The sequence below is a fragment of the Pseudoalteromonas sp. NEC-BIFX-2020_002 genome (genome assembly GCF_013002825.1).
Lineage (GTDB): Bacteria > Pseudomonadota > Gammaproteobacteria > Enterobacterales > Alteromonadaceae > Pseudoalteromonas > Pseudoalteromonas neustonica.
Map to the genome: position 1 here is coordinate 12868 of NZ_JABEPJ010000031.1, position 18861 is coordinate 31728.

An 18861-nucleotide genomic window follows, 5' to 3' on the forward strand; every position below is an offset into this window, starting at 1 on the left:
TTAAATGCGTCTGCACCATTTTACAGGATTTACTGCGCGTCCTTTGTGGCGTATTTCAAAGTATAGACCAGAACTGGCTTGTCCGCCGCTTTGTCCTACTAATGCAATGGTATCGCCTTGGCGAACCATATCGCCTACGTCTTTTAATAAGGTTTGGGTATGGCCATATAAACTCATAAAGCCTTCGCCGTGGTCGATTACAATAACCCAGCCATAACCTTTCAACCAATCAGCAAATACTACTTGGCCGTTATGTACACTGTGTACATTGTTGCCTTCGTTAGCGCCAATAAGTACGCCTTTCCAGTCAATACCGCCATGTTTCTTTTGCCCAAAACTATGCTTAAGCTTGCCCTTTGTTGGCCAATTTAATTTACCTTTGCTAGTGCTTAAGCCAAGCAGCTCTACTTTTTGAGTTTTTTCTTGTTCGAGTGTTTGTAGGGTACTGAGTAGCGTTTTTTCGTTTTCTTTTAAATAATTGATCGAACTTTTAGTGGAGCTAAGTTTATTTTTTAAATCACGAATATTTTTTTTACGTTGTTGTTGCGCGGTAATAAGCGCTTGTTGTCGGCTTGCTTGCTCTTTGTGTAAGGTAACTAAGTGCTGGGTTGTTTTTTCAAGCTCGGTTTGTACTTTTTCAATTTTAATGAGGAGTTCTTTTAACTCATCGATTTGTTTAATGCGGGCTTTATTTAAGTAATTGTAATAACTTAATGTTCGCTCCATTTGTGCGGTGTTTTCTTGATTTAAAAGCATTTTAGAATAGTCATGACCGCCAGACATATAGGCGCTTTTAATTTGTGCGGCGAGAGCTTGTTGCTGTAATTTACGCTTTTTTTCTAAGGTATTAGCTTGCTGCTGTTGCTGTTTTTGTTGTTTTTTGGTTTCACTAATGGATTGTTCGGCAATGTTGAGTGCTTTGGCGCTTTTAGCTATATCGAGTTCGTGCTGTTGTAGGTTTTTTTGTAGTTTTGCAATGTCGCTGCGCTGCGCTTGTAGTTGCGCTTCGGTTTGTTTGATTGCCGTTTGAATTTCAGATAAATCTTTTTTAGTACGATCTTCATTAGCAGTGGCAGGAGCCACCACTAATGAAGTGAATATTAACGCAGTAAAAGCGAGTGCACTAAACGTTAACGGGCTAATACTTTTTATCATGGTTTATTTCAGTGTCATGATTGGTGTGCCAGTCATTTCAACTGGCTGTTCCATGCCCATTAAGTGCAACATGGTTGGTGCTACATCACTTAATGCTTTACCTTCACTTGGCGTGGCATCGCGACCTACATAAATAAACGGCACCGGTTCGCTGGTGTGTGCGGTATGAGCTTGGCCAGTTTCAAGGTTAGCCATTTGCTCTGCATTACCATGATCGGCTGTAATAAGTGCTTCTCCGCCAAACTCGTTGAGCGCTGCAACAACACGGCCAATACAGTGATCAACCGCTTCACAGGCTTTAACAGCAGCTTCAAATACACCTGAATGACCGACCATATCACCGTTTGGATAGTTACAAATAATTGCGTCGTATTTGCCGCTTTTAATTGCGTCTACTAGCTTATCGGTGAGCATTTCTGAGTTCATTTCAGGTTGTAGGTCGTAAGTTGCAACTTGCGGTGACGGGATCAGCTCGCGTGTTTCGCCTTCAAATTCATTTTCACGTCCGCCACTAAAGAAAAACGTAACGTGTGCGTATTTTTCTGTTTCAGAGATACGCAGTTGGGTTTTACCGTGTTTTTCAAACCATTCACCCAGTACATTTGTTAAAGGCACGGGCGCGAATGCTGCTGGTGCGTCGATGTCAGCTGCGTATTCGGTTAACATCACAAAGGCACTTAAATGTGGTGCTTTTTTCTTGGTAAACCCGGCAAAATCTTTATCGACAAATGCGCGGGTCATTTCACGGGCGCGATCGGCTCTAAAGTTTAAGAATATAACGGTGTCGCCATCATTAATTTGTACGGCGTTTTGGTTTTGTGGTGCAATGGTCGTTGCAGCAACAAACTCATCGTTTTCATCACGTTCGTAAGCTGCGGCTAATGCATCAATAGCGTTTTCGTAGCTGTATTGTGCAATACCACTTACCATTAGGTCGTAGGCTTGCTCTACGCGGTTCCAGCGATTATCGCGGTCCATCGCGTAATAACGACCGATAACTGATGCTAAGCGCCCACAGTTTAATTCACTAAATAGAGCCTCTATACGCTCAATCGATGTTTTTGCGCTGCGCGGTGGGGTGTCTCGGCCATCTAAAAACGCATGAAAGTATACTTCTTTAGCACCACGTGCAGCGGCCATCTTGATTGCGGCAACAATGTGGTCTTCATGACTATGAACACCACCTGGGCTTAATAAACCCATTAAGTGCACTGCTTTACCTGCATTTACCGCTTTGTCGATATTCTCAACTAGCGTTGGGTTGTGTTCAAATTCACCATCATCTATCGATTTTGTAATACGGGTGAAGTCTTGATAAACCACGCGCCCTGCGCCAAGGTTTACATGGCCAACTTCTGAGTTGCCCATTTGACCATCAGGAAGACCAACATCTAAACCAGAACCTGAAATTAGAGTGTGCGGGCGAGTTGCCCAAAGTTCGTCTAAAACGGGCGTATTTGCCGCTAAGATTGCATTACTTTGTTCATCTTCACGGTATCCCCAACCATCTAAAATCATTAATACCAAAGGTTTTTTATGTTGTGTCATTTTTGCTCCTGAAAATTAGCTCCTGCCTAGCCTTAGCATACCGTGTTTTGTATTTATGATCAGCAATCAATGGGTGATATTAAAATATTTCACTCTCTGGTAATTTTTAATCAAGCACGTATACTTGCGTGGCTAGGGCAGTGCCCTTACGTTTAACCCCAGCGCTAAAGGCGCGGGACAATTTTCATAGTGGAAGACGCATGGATCAATATATAGAGTTTGTTAGTAATCACCCAATATTAAGTGCTGCGTGGGTAGGTTTGGTTGCGCTGATTGTGGGCGGCTGGTTTAAAAGTAAATTTTCAGCAATTCGCCAAATAAATCCACAGCAATTAACGTTATTAATTAACCGTGAAGACGGTCTTGTTGTCGATATTCGCGCTCAAAAAGAATTTAATAATGGCCGGATTGCAGGTGCTGAACACTTAAGCCCTGAAAAAGCGAAACAATCTGACTTCTCAAGCCTTGAAAAGTCTAAGAGTAAACCCATTATATTGGTATGTACCACAGGCATGACAGCCTCAGGTATCGCAACCGCTATGCATAAAGCGGGTTTTGAATCGGTTTATGTATTATCTGGTGGTATGGGTGCGTGGCAAAATGCGGGCCTTCCAACGACAACGGGTCGCTAATTTATTTAGTTAGGCCGATAGAGGAATTGTTATGAGTAATGTTGTTCTTTACACCAAAGCGTATTGTCCTTTTTGCCAGCGTGCATTGGCATTGCTAACAAGCAAAGGTGTGCAATTTACAAATATAGATATTGGTGTACAACCGCAATTACGCGATGAAATGATTGCCAAAGCTGGTGGCGCAAGCACAGTACCGCAAATTTTTATTAATGATGAGCATATCGGCGGTTGTGACGACATGATGGCTATAGAAGCCCAAGGCAAACTTGACGCTAAGTTAAACGCTTAAGCACTTATTATAAAAACGATTAAAAGTTAGGATTTATCATGAACGAAGAAAACCAAAACGTAGCAGCACAAGAAGAAACTGGCGCACAATTTACTATTCAACGTATTTACACAAAAGATGTGTCTTTTGAAACGCCAAATTCGCCTGCTATCTTTCAAAAAGAGTGGACACCGGAAGTTAAACTTGATCTTGATACACGTTCAAACAAATTAGACGAAGGTGTTTTTGAAGTTGTATTAGCGCTAACTGTAACGGCTTCTATCGGTGAAGAAACTGCGTTTTTATGTGAAATTCAACAAGCGGGTATCTTTACCATTGCTGAAGTTGAAGAAGTGCAACTTGCGCACATGCTTGGTGCATTCTGCCCTAACGTGTTGTTCCCATATGCACGTGAAGCGGTATCTAACCTAGTAAACCGTGGTACGTTCCCACAGCTTAATCTTGCACCTGTAAACTTTGACGCGTTGTTCGCGCAATACATGCAGCAACGTGCAGCACAAGCTGATCAGGCAACTGCAGACGCATAATTTATGAGTACAGCCAATTCAGCTGTTACTGTATTAGGGGCGGGGTCTTATGGCACCGCCCTTGCTATTTGCTTAGCCCGAAATGGTCACCAAGTGACTCTTTGGGGACGCAATAGCGACGACGTTGCCACGCTTGCAGCTGAGCGGAAAAATCAACGTTACCTTCCTGATGTCGCATTTCCGGACACCCTATTACTCGAAGCCGATTTACACACAGCCGTTACTGCTAGCAAAATTGTACTAGTTGTTGTGCCGAGCCATGCATTTGGCGATACGCTGCAGCAAATAAAACCTTCGTTGCTTGATGGTGCTGAAGTTGCGTGGGCGACCAAAGGGCTTGAGCCTGATACTGGGCGATTATTACAAGAAGTTGCTCAGCAAGAGTTAGGTGATGAAATACCGTTAGCGGTTATATCGGGTCCTACCTTTGCAAAAGAAATGGCAATGGGTTTGGTTACTGCTGTATCTGTTTCATCAACGTCTCCAAGCTTTGCTAAACAACTTGCTGACTTATTGCATTGTGGCCGCTCGTTTAGGGTGTATAACAATGATGACTTTATTGGAATTCAGCTCGGTGGCGCGGTTAAAAACGTGATTGCAATTGGTGCGGGTATGTCGGATGGTTTTGGCTTTGGTGCAAATGCACGTACTGCTTTGATCACTCGCGGTTTAGCCGAGCTATGTCGCTTAGGTTGCGCGCTGGGTGCAAAGCCTGAGACCTTTATGGGAATGGCTGGTCTTGGTGACCTTATACTAACTTGTACAGATAACCAGTCTCGTAATCGTCGATTTGGTATTGCGCTTGGAAAAGGTGAAACGGTCGACTCGGCCATGGAATCAATTGGCCAAGTTGTTGAAGGCTATCGCAACACCAAAGAGGTTTATTTACTCGCCCAGCGAACAGGTATTGAAATGCCTATCACTGAGCAAATTTATCAGGTTCTTTATCAAAATAAAGACGTGAAAGAAGCTGCAATGGCCTTATTGGGTCGAGAGCAAAAATCTGAGTAATGACTGATAGATAAGATAAAAAGCGCGATATTATCGCGTTTTTTATCTTCGTTTATAACTCATCAGTAAAGTCTGTGTCTTTTGGGGCGTTACTTTTGTTTACGAACTCCGCTACCTTATCTACATGTAATGGCCGACTGTAATAGTAGCCTTGCATATAACTACATCCCATTACATGCAGCATATAGGCTTGTGCTTTTGTTTCAACGCCCTCAGCGATAACATCAATATTTAAGTATTTAGCCAGACGAATAATTGTGGCCGTGATATTACGATCTTGTTCATTGTCGACGATGTCTTTAATAAATGAGCGATCTATTTTTAGTGTATCAATCGGAAAGCGTTTTAAGTAACCAAGGGATGAGTGCCCTGTACCAAAGTCGTCTAATGCAATTGTAAAGCCCAGTGCTTTCAAACGGTTCATTTGTTGTTGTGCGAATTCAGGATTATCCATCATCGCACTTTCGGTTATTTCAAGCTCTACACATCGTGCCGGTACATCATAATTGGTTAGGCATTCGGTGAGGGTTTCAACTAAGCTGGATTGTTGAAAATGCAGGGCTGAAATATTAATGGCAACCTTTCCAAAGTTAACGTCTTGACTACGCCAAATCTCGAGTTGTTTAAACAACTGTTTCATTAGTAATAAAGTAAGTGGAATGATGGCACCATTTTGTTCTGCAATAGGAATAAACTCTGCAGGACTAATAATATTACTCCCTTCTTGGGGCCAGCGAACAAGCGCTTCAAAACCGTGAATTTGATCTTTATTTACATCATATTTAGGTTGGTAAAATAATTGAAAATCATCATTTTCAATTGCTCTAAATAGCGCACTTTCTTTACTGAGTGTATTTGGGTCGATGGTGTGTTTTGATTTATCAAAAAATTGGTAATTATTGTGTCCCATTTTTTTTGCGTGGTTAAGCGCGCTATTGGCACTGCGCATTAATGCGTCACTGGTGTAGCCATTGTCAGGATAAGTGGCAATGCCGCAGCAGGCTGATATTGAGCTTTCTATACCATTGAGTAAAAAAGGTGCTTGAAATTGTTTGAGGATATTGTCGGCCAATTTTTTTGCAAAGAAAATGGTCATGCCTGAATATAAGTAAGGGGGGACCAGTACGGCAAATTCATCACCACCTAATCGCGCTAATGTAAAGCCGGAATCAAGCATTTGGGTTAATCGACCTGCGACTTCTTTTAATAACTCATCGCCAAGAGAGTGACCTAATGAGTCGTTAATTTTTTTAAAATTGTCTAAATCGATAAAGATGATCAATAAATTTGGAAAATTATTATTGCAACTGGCGATTGCTTTGTTAACGGATTCAATAAAAATAACTCTATTTGAAAGGCCTGTTACAGTGTCTCTAATGGTTAAGCGTAACATTGCTCGTTCATTGTTCTTACGCGCCGTAACATCGGAAAATAGACCAATGTAATGTGCATGGCTAGTTCGCAAGTTTGGAGTTTGCACTTTGGTAATAGAGAGATCGAGCGCATACGGTTGACCATCTTTTCGTAAATTCCAAATTTCACCAGACCAATAGCCATCAGCTTCTAGCTCATTATTAATAAGGTTTTCTAACTTATGATCGCGGCCATTTATGGTGAGTAATTTAGGTTTTTTGCCTATTACATCTTCAGGTTTATAGCCACAAATATGAGTAAACGCTGGATTAATTTGAGTGATTTGCAAATGTTCATCGGCAATCCAAATAGCATCTTTTGATTGCGCCATCAGCGCATTTGAAAGGTTATGCTTAGCGCTATTTTTTAGCTTAAGAATAATAAAAAACAATATTAAGATTAAGCTGATACCAAATATAATAGCTGCATAAGTGAACCAGTTAGGTATTAAAAAGGCTGTTTGCTTAATGTGTAAAACGAGCGGGGGACTATTTTCTTTATTGAGGTTTTTTACTTCTAAATAGGTATCGTGTAATAGGTTGGATAGGCTCAGCATATTTTGTGAAATAGGCAGCGTTTGCCATTCACCATCAGAGGTTAATCTATAACTGAGCTTTGCGGGCATATTGTTTAAGTTACCAAACCAAATTGTAGTCCCTTTGAGTGGTTGATCCGCCTGTACAGCATTTGTCGCTAAATGATAAAAGCTTTGGTTTGTGTGTTGGTAGTGCAATGTAAGTTTACTGATAGATAATGAATCAGTCAGTGGCGGCGTTTTATTTGATTGCGCTTCAAGTAAAACACTGTTTGTGTTGCTGTATAAAATTATTTTGTCTCGGTAACTGATAGTTAAGGGTGAGTTGGCAATGTGATCATTACTCGCAATGCCAACTATGTTGGCGCTGATGTTGTTATTGGCAATTTCATTCTCTTGGTTATCTACAGGGTGATAGAGCTTTATGCCTTGAGTGTCGCTGATCCATAAAGCATTTTTAGGGGCTTCATAAGTTGCGAATGTTGGAATTGCGCTTATCTTATTTAAGTTAAGAGTAATATCTTTAAGTATGTTTTCATTTTGTAGCTGTAATTCTCCTTTCCATAAACCGTGTGTTGTAGCCAGTAAAAATGTTGAAGAACTTGCTTGGTAGTGCAGGTTATTAATTTGACCTTCTGGCTTAGTTAATAAGGTTAATGAGGTTATTTGTCCATTTGCTACATAAAATAAGTGTTGATTAGTGGCTGCTATGTGATGAGTTTTCGAAAGTGAAGTTAAGGCAATGATTTCGTTAACTGGGTAGCGTTCAATGGTACGCTTTTGTGCAAGGTTATACTCAAGTAGTTGGCCTTTTGTTGCCACCAGTAAACTCGCTGGTAAGGTAAAGTTTAAGGCCGACACTTCATTATTTAAAATTAAATCAAATGTCTGTAATGAAGCATCGTATAGATAGAGCTCTTGGTTTGTTGCTATTGCCCACTTTTCGTCACGTAAATAATGTATTTTAGTTATTGTTTTATTGAGTGAAAAAGAGTGTATTTGTGTAAATGTTTTATAGTATTGCTGAATACGTGGGACTGGGCTATTGGTTATAGGTGTACTAACTAGGCGTAACTGAGGTGGGGTTAGCCAATTTTTATTAAGTAATTGCAACCATAACTGATCATTGCTTTGTTTTGTTGCTATGAATCGATTGGATGAATTGTAAAACAGAGGTTTAGCTTTGTTTGTTTTTAAGTTAAAGACAAAAGCTTGCTGCTTGTGCAGGTAATAAAGTTGCCCATTTAATAATTGCAGTTGCTGAGGGTTTTTGTGAGCATTTGGCAGTTTTTGTGTGGAGCCGTTGTTATCGATTAAATATAGATTTCCTTGCTCTGTTTTATAAATTAGTTTTGGTGACGCTGTACTCGGTGCTAGTTGGTTTATTTTCTGCGGTGCAGTGAATTCAGTAGTGGTTCGATTTGTTGCTAAATCAAAGTGACTAATACGGTTATTTTGACTGTGGATCCATATGTGATTTTTATACCCTAACGCAATGTTCGAAATAGGGTTTTGTAGTGAGAGTAATTGATGTAATTTTTCTTCTTTGATTGTGTAAAGCTGGCCTTTTAACAGGAATAAAAAACCCTGTTCTGAATTTAATATTGGATGTGTAATAGGCGTATTAGTGAGTTGAACCAATTGATTGTTTATCAAGTTGATTAAACTTAAGCCCTGTGTGGTATTAATTAATAACCACGATTTATAAGCCGATATTTGCAAAATAGACTGCGATGGCAGGTTAGAAAAAGGCGCTGTTTGATTACTGAAAAGTGAATGACCGTCATAATTGAATACACCATTTTCTGTGGCAAGCCACATTGTATTGTTCATGTCATGAGTAAAATCATTAATAGTTGGTATGGCAAGTTGATTAGAATCCAAATCGGTAACATAAGAAATAGCAGGCGGGGAAATAAATAAGCTTATAAAGCAGCATACCTTTAATAAATAGTGCAATTGCATCCCACCAACTCTTAATTTGAATAACTAATAAATATTAGTTTAGGAAAAGTTTTATTGCGAGTTTGTGGGCGTGAAATATTTTTTATGGGTAGCTTAAATTGTGACGGAGGGAGCGCGCCAGTAATTTATGGCGCTAAATATAAATTTATTGCGCGTTAGGAAATCCTAATTGACGCCATGATTCATATACGAAAACAGCTACGGCATTAGATAAGTTCATGCTGCGACTGTTCGCTTGCATTGGAATGCGTACACGTTGTTCATTTGGTAATGATTGAATTAGTTCGTCTGGTAGGCCGCGTGTTTCAGGGCCAAACACTAAACAATCACCTGCTTCGTAACTAGCTTGGTGGTGAAATTGACTGCCTTTGGTTGTACACGCATATACTTTTTTAGGTTTGCACTTTTCTAAGTATGCTTCAAATGATGCGTGGCGTTGTACGTGGCTAAATTCATGATAATCAAGGCCCGCTCGTTTTACGCGTTTATCATCCCATTCAAATCCAAGCGGTTCAATTAAATGCAGTGCAAAGCCAGTGTTTGCACAAAGGCGAATAATATTTCCTGTGTTAGGTGGGATTTCTGGTTGGTATAAAACGATATCGAGCATGTGTGTGCCTTATTAAAAACAGTATTGATCGGCGCTGAGTATACACGAACTAAATAAAAAAAATGATATACTGATTATAACTAAGTCGTTTAATACGAAGGTAAGACGTGCATCAGCGTAGTTATGAGTTTTGGGTTAAAACCGCAAGTATAGTAACCATGGTAATGGTGAGCTTAATGATTGCAGCTAAATGCTGGGCCTGGTTGGCATCTGGCTCTGCTTCAATGCTTGGATCATTAACTGATTCATTAATGGATATAACCGCTTCTGCTATGAGCTTTTTAGTGCTTGGTTATGCGCTACGCCCTGCTGACGATGACCATCGTTTTGGTCATGGTAAGGCTGAAGCGTTGGCGGGACTAGGGCAAGCTGCATTTATTGCGGGCTCAGGGTGTTTGCTGGCATTTCATGGCATTGAAAGACTATTTAACCCTGTGGAGCTCAACCACTCTATGCTGGGTATTTGGGTAAGCATATTCGCTATTGCATGCACTTTGGTCGTGGTTTATGTGCAAACTAAAGTTATTAAGCATACCGAGTCTATTGCTATTAAAGCTGATTCAGTTCATTACAAAGGCGATTTGATTTTAAATGCTGCTGTGCTGGTGGCAATATTACTTGCGCAAAACGGTATGCTATATGCTGATCCGATCTTTGCGATAGGGGTTGCGGGTTACTTACTTTATAACAGTTGGGATATTGCAAGGCAAAGTGCCGACCATTTAATGGATAAAGAGCTTCCTGATGAAGAAAAAGCCGAGATCGTTTTAATTGCAAATAGCCACGAAGATGTTTTTGGAGTACATGATGTACGCACTCGCCAAGGTGGTAAAATTAAATTTATTCAAATGCATTTAGAGCTTGAAGATACATTACCGCTTATTCGTGCGCACCATGTTGCAGATGAAGTTGTCGCGATGATTCAACAAGAGTTTAATTGTGAAATGGATATTTTGATTCACCAAGACCCTATTTCTGTGTGCTATAAGGCGGCTCAAGTTAATGAGTTACAAAATTGATAAAAGCGGGTGAGTACGGCTTGACGAATGTGATCTTGTTCAAATAGTAATTCGTGTTTTGCGCTTGGAAAAGTGTGTATTTTTGCGTTTGGTAGGCGTTTTACTAATTGTTGTTGTGCTTGGTTGTCGACGATAACATCGCACTGAGCACTGGCAACAAACAGTGGAATAGTGACATTTTGCTGTGCTAATTGGTCAATAAATTTAAAAACAGCATTGAGCCACCCATAAGTAACGCCACCAAGCTGTAAGCTTTTTTCACTTTCATAAGTTTGTCTAAAAAATTGATAACGTAATGGGCTGCTAGTGAGTGTGTTAAGTGAAAACTCATCAGGGTGATAATCTTTTTGGCCAAGTGCGTAATATTGTTGACACCCTAATAAGCAGGCAATAGATGCGGCTAATTTTGCAATTGGTCTAGGTGTACCTTTAGTGTAAATATCAAACATTGGGGCCGACAAAAATACACCTTGATAGTTATGTTTATGCCGAGCTAAAAAATTATAAGCTATTGCGCCACCCATAGAGTGACCCAGTAATATTTTTTTACCTTGCCAATGTTGTGCGATGACAGTTTTATCAAATAAGGCTAAATCATCCGCATAGTCATTAAATTTATTAACGTATCCTTTATGTGGGTTTGCTAATGTGCGATATGAGCGCCCTTGGCCTTGATGATCAATAATAAAAACGGCATACCCATTATTATAAAGCTCCCATATTAACTCTTGGTATTTATCAAGTCCTTCAATTCTTCCTGTGCTAATAACAATGGCTGTTTTAGCGTGTTTGGGTATGGCAAAACCATAGTATAAATTACCATGTGGTGTGCTTAAATACTGTGTAGTGAATTGCTGTGCAAAAAAGCGTTTGATAGTGCACTGTTGTGCTAATAGTTCTGACTCTGTGCTATAAAACATAGGGCTCTTAATGTTTATCCAATGGTAATACAATTTGCACGCATAAACCGCCTTGCTGGTGATTATGTAATGTTAAGCTGCCATTATGAGCGATGATTGCATTTTTTGCGATAGCTAAACCTAAGCCCGTCCCACCGGAAGTCCTATCTCGTGCATCTGATTGGCGAAAAAATGGCTCGCATAGCTTTGTTAAGTTTTCAGGTGCTACGCCGGGGCCATCATCACTGATTTCAATATAAATAGCATCGCTTTGCTGTAGAGTTAAGTGAATAGTATGCTCAGCATATTTAATTGCGTTACGCAGTACATTCTCTAGCGCACTGGCTATAAGCGCTTCATCACAGTTAAGTTCGGCGTTTAGTTGCCCATTTACGATGAGCTGTTTAGCGCTTTGGTTTGCTTCAAATTGAGCGTCATTGAGTACATGTTCAACAATGACTTCGATGGACTGTTTATGCAGTGATAGCGCTTGGCTTTTTGCCTCTAAGCGCGATACTTGTAATACATCAGCAATCATTTTATCTAGTTGATTAGCTTCTTTTTCTATACGTAGTAAGTAGGTTTGGTTTTCTTCTGGAGTTTGCATTTGAGCAAGGCCAGTTGCCATCTTTAGCCGAGTTAGTGGTGAGCGTAATTCATGGGATATATCAGCAAGTAAACGTTTTTGTGCTGAAAGTAATCGCTCTAATTGAATTGCCATGCTATTAAAGTCGCGGCCAAGTACGCCAAGTTCATCTTCTCTTTGAGGATCGATTTTTGCTCTTGCAGACAAGTCACCATTAGCAAGCGCGATAGCCGCTTGTTTTAAGCTATTTATAGGTGCAATTAAACTACGGCTGAACACAAAACTAAGCGCAAGCGAAGCGAGGAGTGCGATCAATATTTTTAACCAAATTGGCATTAACTTTAAGCGTATAAAGAATGGAGTTTGGTGATTTACATTAATTTCGTATAAGTAAAATAACCCTTCAGGCACATTGACTTTAATAGGGCCAAAGGCTTGATAGTGCTCAGTGAAAATAACTTGGGGTTCCATGCTCTTGGTAAAGTTAAGAAGGCTTAAGTCAACTTCATTTGGTGGTACTTGGCTACTGAGCGATAGCTCAGGTTGATCTGAGTTTAAATATAATAACTTACGCTTAGCTAAACGCGGGTGAGAGAGTATGTCACGAACTGATTTTTTGTGCCTAGTGACGCTGCGCTCAATGCTTTTAGCTGTGTACTCAAGGTTTTTTTGCATCGGCCCGCGTAGTTTTTCGTTACTAACTTGATTGGTTGCAATGTTGCTTAAAAACACTAGAGAGGCAATTGTGCCTATAACAGTTAACCAAAACCACACAAAAATTTTAAAAAATAAAAACTTTTTAGGATGAATCAACCACTTTAAATTCGCTTTATTACTCGCCTTGGATAAAGACATAACCCGTTCCCCGCATCGTTTTTATCCGTTCAGTAATATTGAACTCAGCTATTTTTTTACGGATATTGCTTACATGCATATCAATAGAGCGGTCAAATGAAGCGAGGCGTCGGCCAAGCACTTGTTCACTTATTTGCTCTTTACTAACAACTTCGCCTGCGCTTTTAACTAATAACGCAAGTACTTCATATTCAGTGCCTGTTAGGCTTAATGGGTGCTCATCTACATAAGCTTCACGAGCAGCGAGATTAATAACTATGTTGTTCACTGATAACTTGTTTGCCGTGCTGTTACCTAAGTTGGTTATGTGTTCTATACGGCGTGTTATTGCTTTTACGCGAGCTAGTAACTCACGATGATTAAATGGTTTTGGAATGTAGTCGTCTGCGCCAAGCTCAAGGCCAAAAATACGATCAAAGTCCTCGCCTTTGGCTGTTAGCATAATAACAGGCGTTAATTTTGTTTGGCGTAACTGTTTTAAAACTTCAAAGCCATCTAGTTTAGGCAGCATTACATCCAGCAAAATCAAAGCGTATTCTTGGCTGAGTGCTTGTTTTAAACCTTGCTCCCCATCGTGAACACATTCGACTTGATAGCCTTGTGCTGTTAAATATTCACTAAGTAGTTCGCATAAGCCAGTGTCATCATCAATCATTAGCAGTTTCATTTGCTTGCCTTTACCGTGGGGGAATAACTTCATTTTACGCTTTAAAGTGCTTAAAAGTGAACCTTTACACAACCTTTACATTGCTTTGCGTTGCTTTGCATTGCAGTTGTTATAGTTAATCCATCAACGAAACACACAATAAGTTCGCAACCAACCCAAAGGTAATTATTATGACTATGTCAGCTAAAATTTATAAACTAGTATTAATTTGTGGTTTGGTAACCGCCTCTCTAGGCACTACAGCCGTAATGGCTAAAGAGGGTGGACACCATAAACAAGGTCACTCGCAGCAAAAGCATCAAGCACGTTTTTTATTGTCTGAACGTGGCGCTGATAAACTTAGCTTAACGCAAGCACAGCAAACTCAGCTACAAACTATTTTTGATGCGCAAAAAGCGCAGTTTAAAGCGTTACGCGGTGATGACAAAGAAGCGATGAAAAAAGCGCGTATGGCTCACAAAGAAAAAATGAAAACATTACTTGAAATGCCAACGTTTGATGAAGCAGCAGCCAAAGAATTACTTACTGAACGTCAAACTAAGGGCGAACAGTTTGCTTTAATTAACTTAAGAACTCAGCACCAAGTATGGCAAGTATTAAATGCCGAGCAACGTGAAAAGTACTCTGCAATGAAAAAACGCATGGGTAAAAAAGGTAAAGGCGGTAAAAAAGGCGACCGTGGTGAGAAAAAAGAAGGTTAATAATTAGCGGTATTAAAAGTAAAAGCGTGGGTTTAATAATCCACGCTTTTTTGTGTAGCAGCGGGTTTACCCCACGTTAATATACAGCCCTGTAATTAATAACGGCTATTTAAAAAAATCGTCATCATTTTTAGCTAGCATTTCCTCTATGTCCTCAATCATATCTTGGCTAAGGTCATTGGCGCTGGTAATAGGGGCTGATATTTTATTGTTTTCAAGCGACCACTCACCTAAATCAATTAATTGACAGCGCTTTGAACAAAATGGGCGGTAAGGGCTTTCATCTGACCATTCAACTTGTGCTTTACAAGTTGGGCAGTTTACAACGGTTGGCATAGCATATTCTCATACATATTGTTTATGATTTTAAAAGCCTAGGTTTTAGGCTTTTAAAAACTCGTTACACGGTTTATTTCAGCTAATGATGTCATGCCTGCTGCAGCTTTTCTTAGGCCCGACAAACGCAGGTTATTAAACCCTGATCGTAATGATACTTCAGCAATTTCTAAAGAGTTACCACCGCGCATAATAATTTGTGCGATCTCAGGGGTAATTTGCATAACCTCATAAATACCGACACGGCCTTTATAGCCATCAGTACAGCTATCACATCCTTTAGGTGCAAATAGGGTAAGCTCGCTTATTTGTTCAGGGCTAAAACCTTGGCGCTGTAATTCTTCACTTGGCAATGTTTCAGGTGTTTTACATTTTGGACATAAGCGACGTGCTAAACGCTGCGCAATGATCAAGCTAATTGAACTTGCAACGTTATACGCTGGTACGCCCATATTTAACAAACGAGTTAGTGTTTCAGGCGCTGAGTTAGTATGCAACGTGGACATTACCAAGTGACCTGTTTGTGCCGCTTTTATTGATATTTCAGCGGTTTCAAGGTCACGGATCTCACCCACCATGACGACATCGGGATCTTGACGCAAGAATGCTTTAAGGGCATTGGCAAAGGTCATATCAGCTCTCGGGTTGATCTGTACTTGGTTAATACCTTCGAGGTTGATTTCGACAGGATCTTCGGCGGTGCTGATATTACGCTCAGGTTGATTTAAAATATTTAAACCCGTATATAAAGACACCGTTTTACCAGAGCCCGTAGGACCTGTAACTAAAATCATACCTTGAGGTTGCTGCAGTGCATCCATGTAAAGTTTTTTCTGCTCTACTTCGTAACCGAGTACATCAATACCAAGCATAGCGCTGGACGAATCAAGGATACGCATTACGATTTTTTCACCCCAAAGGGTGGGTAGGGTACTTACCCGGAAATCGATACTCTTACGCTCAGTGATTTTTAATTTAATACGACCATCTTGCGGTTTACGTTTCTCGGCAATATCTAATCGTGCCATTACTTTTATACGTGCTGATAAACGCGTTGCTAGACTATTCGGCGGACTGGCCATTTCATGCAAAATACCATCAATACGAAAACGCACACGGTACTTATGTTCGTAGGGTTCAAAGTGTAAATCGGAGGCGCCTTTTTTAATGGCATCCATCAATATTTTATTGATATAGACGATAATGGGTGCGTCGTCTTTTTCATCATCACCTTGATTTTGAGGCTCTTTTAGTGAGTCAGTATCTAAGTCACTAAACTCTTTAAATTCTTCATCGCTAAGGTGTAAACTGCCTGCTGCATCAAGAAGTTGTTCTATTTTAGCTTCTAGTTGGCGGTAATCAACAACGAGTACTTCACAAGATAACCCCGTACTAAACTCAAAGTTTTCAAAGGCACCATAATCAGTAGGATCAGAGGCTGCAATATAAAGTTTACGGCCTTTTTTAACTAGAGGTAGAATATGATGCTCACGAATGAGTTTATCTTTAACCAGCTCTTTAGGTATTAGCTCTACATTAAAGTCTTTAATATCAAAATAAGGAACGCGGAATAGATCAATGCATTGTTCTGCAAGTTCATGGCCGTCAATGCCACCGCATTTCGCTATTAGTTCTGCAGTTGAGCTAAATTCACGCTGTTTTAACTTAACAGTTTCGGCGTCAATTCGGCCAAGCGTGATAAACTTTCTAAGTAATGGTGAGTTAATATTCATTGCGCACCTTTGTAAACACCTCTCATAGTCAGCAATTTATCAGAAAAGAGCAGGGTATAATACCAATTTTATTAAAAACGTGATCATTCTAGCGAATTAAATAACTCACTAACTGCGTTGAAAATTACTTATATAGAACAACTATATATCATAATTTTTGCCTTGTTATTGAGCCATTTTCTTGTCGCAATAATAGATCACTAATTTAATGCAATTGGTATAACATTAGTCTTTCTAATTTAGTATGATTTGCCAACTAAAATATTAAAAATTTATAATTTATTAGGAATATGTAGCTTAAATTTTAGATTCATTGGCCAATGCCATGTAACGTTGATGTAATAGCGTTACGTCTTGGGCTACTAAGCTTAATGCGCGATTATTATCTAGGATATCAGTTGCTTTAGCCTGTTTATCTTCTCGGCTCATTTGCGCTGCAATTATACTGTTGGCTTGTGCTAGGCTTATATTGTCTCTTGCTACTGTTCGTGCAACCTGTACTTCGATTGGCACATCAATCACCAAAGTACGATTACAGTATTTATCTAGCTGGTTTTCAAATAATAAAGGCGCAGTTAGTATTACATAAGGGCTAGATGCAGCATTTAGATCCGAGATGGTTTTTTCACGAATTAACGGGTGTAAAAGGGCATTAAGCCAATTTTTTTGCTCACTATCAGCGAAAATAATTTCTCTAAGCTTTGTACGGTTTAACGTACCATCATGATTGAGAATATCAGCGCCAAAATGCTTACCTATTTCATGTAAGCCAGTGCTATCAAGGGCGACTACTTGACGAGCAATGATATCAGCATCAACTACTGTGATGCCATGCTGTTCAAATAGCTCACTGACAGCACTTTTTCCACAGCCTATGCCCCCCGTTAAACCTAGAATCCAATTGTTTTTAGAGCGTGCCATAACTAGTAGCCAAGCCAGTTAAAGTACATCTGTTGAATTTGCGTACCCCACAATAATGCAACCCAGCCGGCAATGGCTAAATAGGGTCCAAATGGAATAGGAGTGGCTTTATCTTTACCTTGTATACTTAAAAGTGTAATACCAATCACAGCCCCCACAACACTTGAAAGCAAAATTATAGTGAGCAGTGCTTGCCACCCTAAAAGTGCGCCAAATACGGCAAGTAATTTAAAATCACCATAACCCATTCCTTCTTTACCTGTGATCAGCTTAAATAGCCAAAAAACGCTCCATAAGCTTAAATAGCCACAGGCCGCCCCGATAATTGCATCGGCAGGAGAAATAGTAATTCCCATTACAGCTGCAATAAGTGCCAACCACACCAAAGGCAGGGTGAGTTGATCTGGCAGGAGCATATGATCAATATCAATAAAGGTGAGTGCCACTAATACCCAAGTGATAAAAATATATAGCGCAGCTTGTTCAGTAACACCAAAGGTGTAAGCGACGATTAAACTCATCACGGCTGTGAGCATTTCAATGATAGGGTAACGTATCGAAATAGGGTTACTGCAACTACCGCAACGGCCTTTTAAAAATAGCCAGCTAATTACAGGAATATTTTGCCATGCTTTAATTGCAGTTTTACATTTTGGACAAGTCGAGTTTGGTTTTACTAAATTAAAAGGCTCAGTAATTACGTCATCAGTGCGTTTGTTTTTAGCGTGAGTGAGTTCATCATCGAGCAGCAAGCGACACTCAGTTTGCCACTCTCGTTGCATCATAACGGGTAAGCGATAAATAACGACGTTTAAAAAACTGCCAATACAAAGGCTAACAAGGCCTACTGTAAGTAAATAAAACCACAGCTGGTCTTGCATCACTGTAATTATATCGAGAAAAAAATTTTGCATTGTATTACCTAAAAAATGATTTAAAAAATCAACCTAAAACAGTCCTGAAAATTAAATGAAAAATCCCGAGTCTACGCACATTTAAACACCGCACTCATGTAGCTCGTCATTCATGGCGAAAATGATTATTTTCACCACCGATTGCACAGAAGCGCAGCGCGCTACATCTAGAAAACCCATGTAGGTCGTCATTCATGGCGACAATGATTATTTTCACCACCGAGCGCACATAAGCACTGCGGGCTACATCGAGAAAGCTAAAGTGATAAAATATAAATCATTCGCAGCTAAAGCTGGCTCCTACGTGAATGTATTTCCATAGATAAAGGCTACAAATATAGCTTTTTATTCCCAATGTAATGCCACCACAAAAAATAAAAAGAGCTTGCATTGCTGAATATAAATTCGGAATATTTTTGCTTACAGCTTACAGCTTACAGCTTACAGCTTACAGCTTACAGCTTACAGCTTACAGCTTACAGCTTACAGCTTACAGCTTACAGCTTACAGCTTACAGCTTACAGCTTACAGCTTACAGCTTACAG

General features: G+C 39.9%; 17 protein-coding genes. 6 read left to right on the forward strand and 11 right to left on the reverse strand.

Features of this window, described 5'->3' with window-relative positions; genetic code table 11:
• A complete protein-coding gene (locus HJP15_RS20915) occupies positions 1-1155 on the reverse strand; it encodes a murein hydrolase activator EnvC family protein (protein WP_170174560.1) in 1155 nt (384 codons plus the stop codon).
• 3 nt (positions 1156-1158) lie between these two features.
• Positions 1159-2703, reverse strand: coding sequence for a 2,3-bisphosphoglycerate-independent phosphoglycerate mutase (gpmM, locus tag HJP15_RS20920; RefSeq protein WP_170174561.1), 1545 nt, complete (start codon positions 2701-2703; stop codon positions 1159-1161).
• Between the two features lie 200 nt (positions 2704-2903).
• Between gpmM and HJP15_RS20925 the strand changes: the two genes are divergently transcribed.
• Genes HJP15_RS20925 through gpsA form a run of 4 tightly spaced genes read left to right on the forward strand, consistent with a single transcriptional unit; the run spans position 2904 to position 5162 of the window.
• Entirely contained in the window at positions 2904-3335 is a 432-nt protein-coding gene (locus HJP15_RS20925; RefSeq protein ID WP_054203069.1) for a rhodanese-like domain-containing protein, read from the forward strand.
• A 31-nt stretch (positions 3336-3366) separates the two neighbouring features.
• Positions 3367-3624, forward strand: coding sequence for a glutaredoxin 3 (gene grxC, locus HJP15_RS20930; RefSeq protein WP_054203070.1), 258 nt, complete (start codon positions 3367-3369; stop codon positions 3622-3624).
• A gap of 38 nt (positions 3625-3662) precedes the next feature.
• Positions 3663-4151, forward strand: coding sequence for a protein-export chaperone SecB (gene secB, locus HJP15_RS20935; RefSeq protein WP_054203071.1), 489 nt, complete (start codon positions 3663-3665; stop codon positions 4149-4151).
• A gap of 3 nt (positions 4152-4154) precedes the next feature.
• Positions 4155-5162 (forward strand): NAD(P)H-dependent glycerol-3-phosphate dehydrogenase, encoded by a 1008-nt coding sequence (gene gpsA, locus HJP15_RS20940; protein ID WP_064436064.1) that lies wholly within the window; start codon positions 4155-4157, stop codon positions 5160-5162.
• Positions 5163-5214: 52 nt separating this feature from the next.
• Here gpsA and HJP15_RS20945 read toward each other — a convergent pair whose 3' ends face one another.
• On the reverse strand, positions 5215-8994 hold the full coding sequence (locus tag HJP15_RS20945; protein WP_170174562.1) for a GGDEF domain-containing phosphodiesterase: 3780 nt from the start codon (positions 8992-8994) through the stop codon (positions 5215-5217).
• Between the two features lie 226 nt (positions 8995-9220).
• Positions 9221-9685 (reverse strand): tRNA (uridine(34)/cytosine(34)/5-carboxymethylaminomethyluridine(34)-2'-O)-methyltransferase TrmL, encoded by a 465-nt coding sequence (gene trmL, locus HJP15_RS20950; RefSeq protein ID WP_054203074.1) that lies wholly within the window; start codon positions 9683-9685, stop codon positions 9221-9223.
• Between the two features lie 107 nt (positions 9686-9792).
• Here trmL and HJP15_RS20955 point away from each other — a divergent pair, with 107 nt between their 5' ends.
• Positions 9793-10704, forward strand: a complete 912-nt coding sequence (locus HJP15_RS20955; protein ID WP_170174563.1) for a cation diffusion facilitator family transporter — start codon at positions 9793-9795, stop codon at positions 10702-10704.
• Here HJP15_RS20955 and HJP15_RS20960 read toward each other — a convergent pair.
• From HJP15_RS20960 to HJP15_RS20970, 3 genes are read right to left on the reverse strand one after another with little or no spacing between them, the layout of a single operon-like run.
• Positions 10680-11624 (reverse strand): alpha/beta fold hydrolase, encoded by a 945-nt coding sequence (locus HJP15_RS20960; RefSeq protein WP_170174564.1) that lies wholly within the window; start codon positions 11622-11624, stop codon positions 10680-10682. The genes HJP15_RS20955 and HJP15_RS20960 overlap by 25 nt on opposite strands.
• Before the next feature lie 7 nt (positions 11625-11631).
• On the reverse strand, positions 11632-13044 hold the full coding sequence (locus HJP15_RS20965; RefSeq protein WP_054203076.1) for an ATP-binding protein: 1413 nt from the start codon (positions 13042-13044) through the stop codon (positions 11632-11634).
• Positions 13022-13711 carry a response regulator transcription factor gene (locus tag HJP15_RS20970; RefSeq protein ID WP_170174571.1) on the reverse strand — a complete coding sequence of 230 codons (690 nt, stop codon included), beginning with the start codon at positions 13709-13711 and terminating at the stop codon, positions 13022-13024. The genes HJP15_RS20965 and HJP15_RS20970 overlap by 23 nt, the downstream gene beginning before the upstream one ends.
• A gap of 170 nt (positions 13712-13881) precedes the next feature.
• On the opposite strand from HJP15_RS20970, the gene HJP15_RS20975 reads away from it, so the two are divergent.
• Positions 13882-14412, forward strand: coding sequence for a Spy/CpxP family protein refolding chaperone (locus HJP15_RS20975; protein ID WP_170174565.1), 531 nt, complete (start codon positions 13882-13884; stop codon positions 14410-14412).
• A gap of 105 nt (positions 14413-14517) precedes the next feature.
• Here HJP15_RS20975 and yacG read toward each other — a convergent pair whose 3' ends face one another.
• The 4 genes from yacG to HJP15_RS20995 form a co-directional block, all read right to left on the reverse strand.
• Positions 14518-14748 (reverse strand): DNA gyrase inhibitor YacG, encoded by a 231-nt coding sequence (yacG, locus tag HJP15_RS20980; protein ID WP_054454591.1) that lies wholly within the window; start codon positions 14746-14748, stop codon positions 14518-14520.
• Between the two features lie 53 nt (positions 14749-14801).
• Positions 14802-16481, reverse strand: coding sequence for a type IV-A pilus assembly ATPase PilB (gene pilB, locus HJP15_RS20985; protein ID WP_170174566.1), 1680 nt, complete (start codon positions 16479-16481; stop codon positions 14802-14804).
• A gap of 297 nt (positions 16482-16778) precedes the next feature.
• Positions 16779-17402 carry a dephospho-CoA kinase gene (gene coaE / locus HJP15_RS20990; RefSeq protein WP_170174567.1) on the reverse strand — a complete coding sequence of 208 codons (624 nt, stop codon included), beginning with the start codon at positions 17400-17402 and terminating at the stop codon, positions 16779-16781.
• Between the two features lie 2 nt (positions 17403-17404).
• On the reverse strand, positions 17405-18316 hold the full coding sequence (locus tag HJP15_RS20995) for a prepilin peptidase (RefSeq protein ID WP_170174568.1): 912 nt from the start codon (positions 18314-18316) through the stop codon (positions 17405-17407).
• Positions 18317-18861: the final 545 nt, after the last annotated feature.

Excerpts from the sequence above, each read along its gene's own strand:
- HJP15_RS20915 (WP_170174560.1), bottom strand. The coding sequence starts at position 1,155 with ATGATAAAAAGTATTAGCCCGTTAACGTTTAGTGCACTCGCTTTTACT.
- gpmM (WP_170174561.1), bottom strand. The coding sequence starts at position 2,703 with ATGACACAACATAAAAAACCTTTGGTATTAATGATTTTAGATGGTTGG.
- HJP15_RS20925 (WP_054203069.1), top strand. The coding sequence starts at position 2,904 with ATGGATCAATATATAGAGTTTGTTAGTAATCACCCAATATTAAGTGCT.
- grxC (WP_054203070.1), top strand. The coding sequence starts at position 3,367 with ATGAGTAATGTTGTTCTTTACACCAAAGCGTATTGTCCTTTTTGCCAG.
- secB (WP_054203071.1), top strand. The coding sequence starts at position 3,663 with ATGAACGAAGAAAACCAAAACGTAGCAGCACAAGAAGAAACTGGCGCA.
- gpsA (WP_064436064.1), top strand. The coding sequence starts at position 4,155 with ATGAGTACAGCCAATTCAGCTGTTACTGTATTAGGGGCGGGGTCTTAT.
- trmL (WP_054203074.1), bottom strand. The coding sequence starts at position 9,685 with ATGCTCGATATCGTTTTATACCAACCAGAAATCCCACCTAACACAGGA.
- HJP15_RS20960 (WP_170174564.1), bottom strand. The coding sequence starts at position 11,624 with ATGTTTTATAGCACAGAGTCAGAACTATTAGCACAACAGTGCACTATC.
- HJP15_RS20965 (WP_054203076.1), bottom strand. The coding sequence starts at position 13,044 with ATGTCTTTATCCAAGGCGAGTAATAAAGCGAATTTAAAGTGGTTGATT.
- HJP15_RS20970 (WP_170174571.1), bottom strand. The coding sequence starts at position 13,711 with ATGAAACTGCTAATGATTGATGATGACACTGGCTTATGCGAACTACTT.
- HJP15_RS20975 (WP_170174565.1), top strand. The coding sequence starts at position 13,882 with ATGACTATGTCAGCTAAAATTTATAAACTAGTATTAATTTGTGGTTTG.
- yacG (WP_054454591.1), bottom strand. The coding sequence starts at position 14,748 with ATGCCAACCGTTGTAAACTGCCCAACTTGTAAAGCACAAGTTGAATGG.
- pilB (WP_170174566.1), bottom strand. The coding sequence starts at position 16,481 with ATGAATATTAACTCACCATTACTTAGAAAGTTTATCACGCTTGGCCGA.
- coaE (WP_170174567.1), bottom strand. The coding sequence starts at position 17,402 with ATGGCACGCTCTAAAAACAATTGGATTCTAGGTTTAACGGGGGGCATA.
- HJP15_RS20995 (WP_170174568.1), bottom strand. The coding sequence starts at position 18,316 with ATGCAAAATTTTTTTCTCGATATAATTACAGTGATGCAAGACCAGCTG.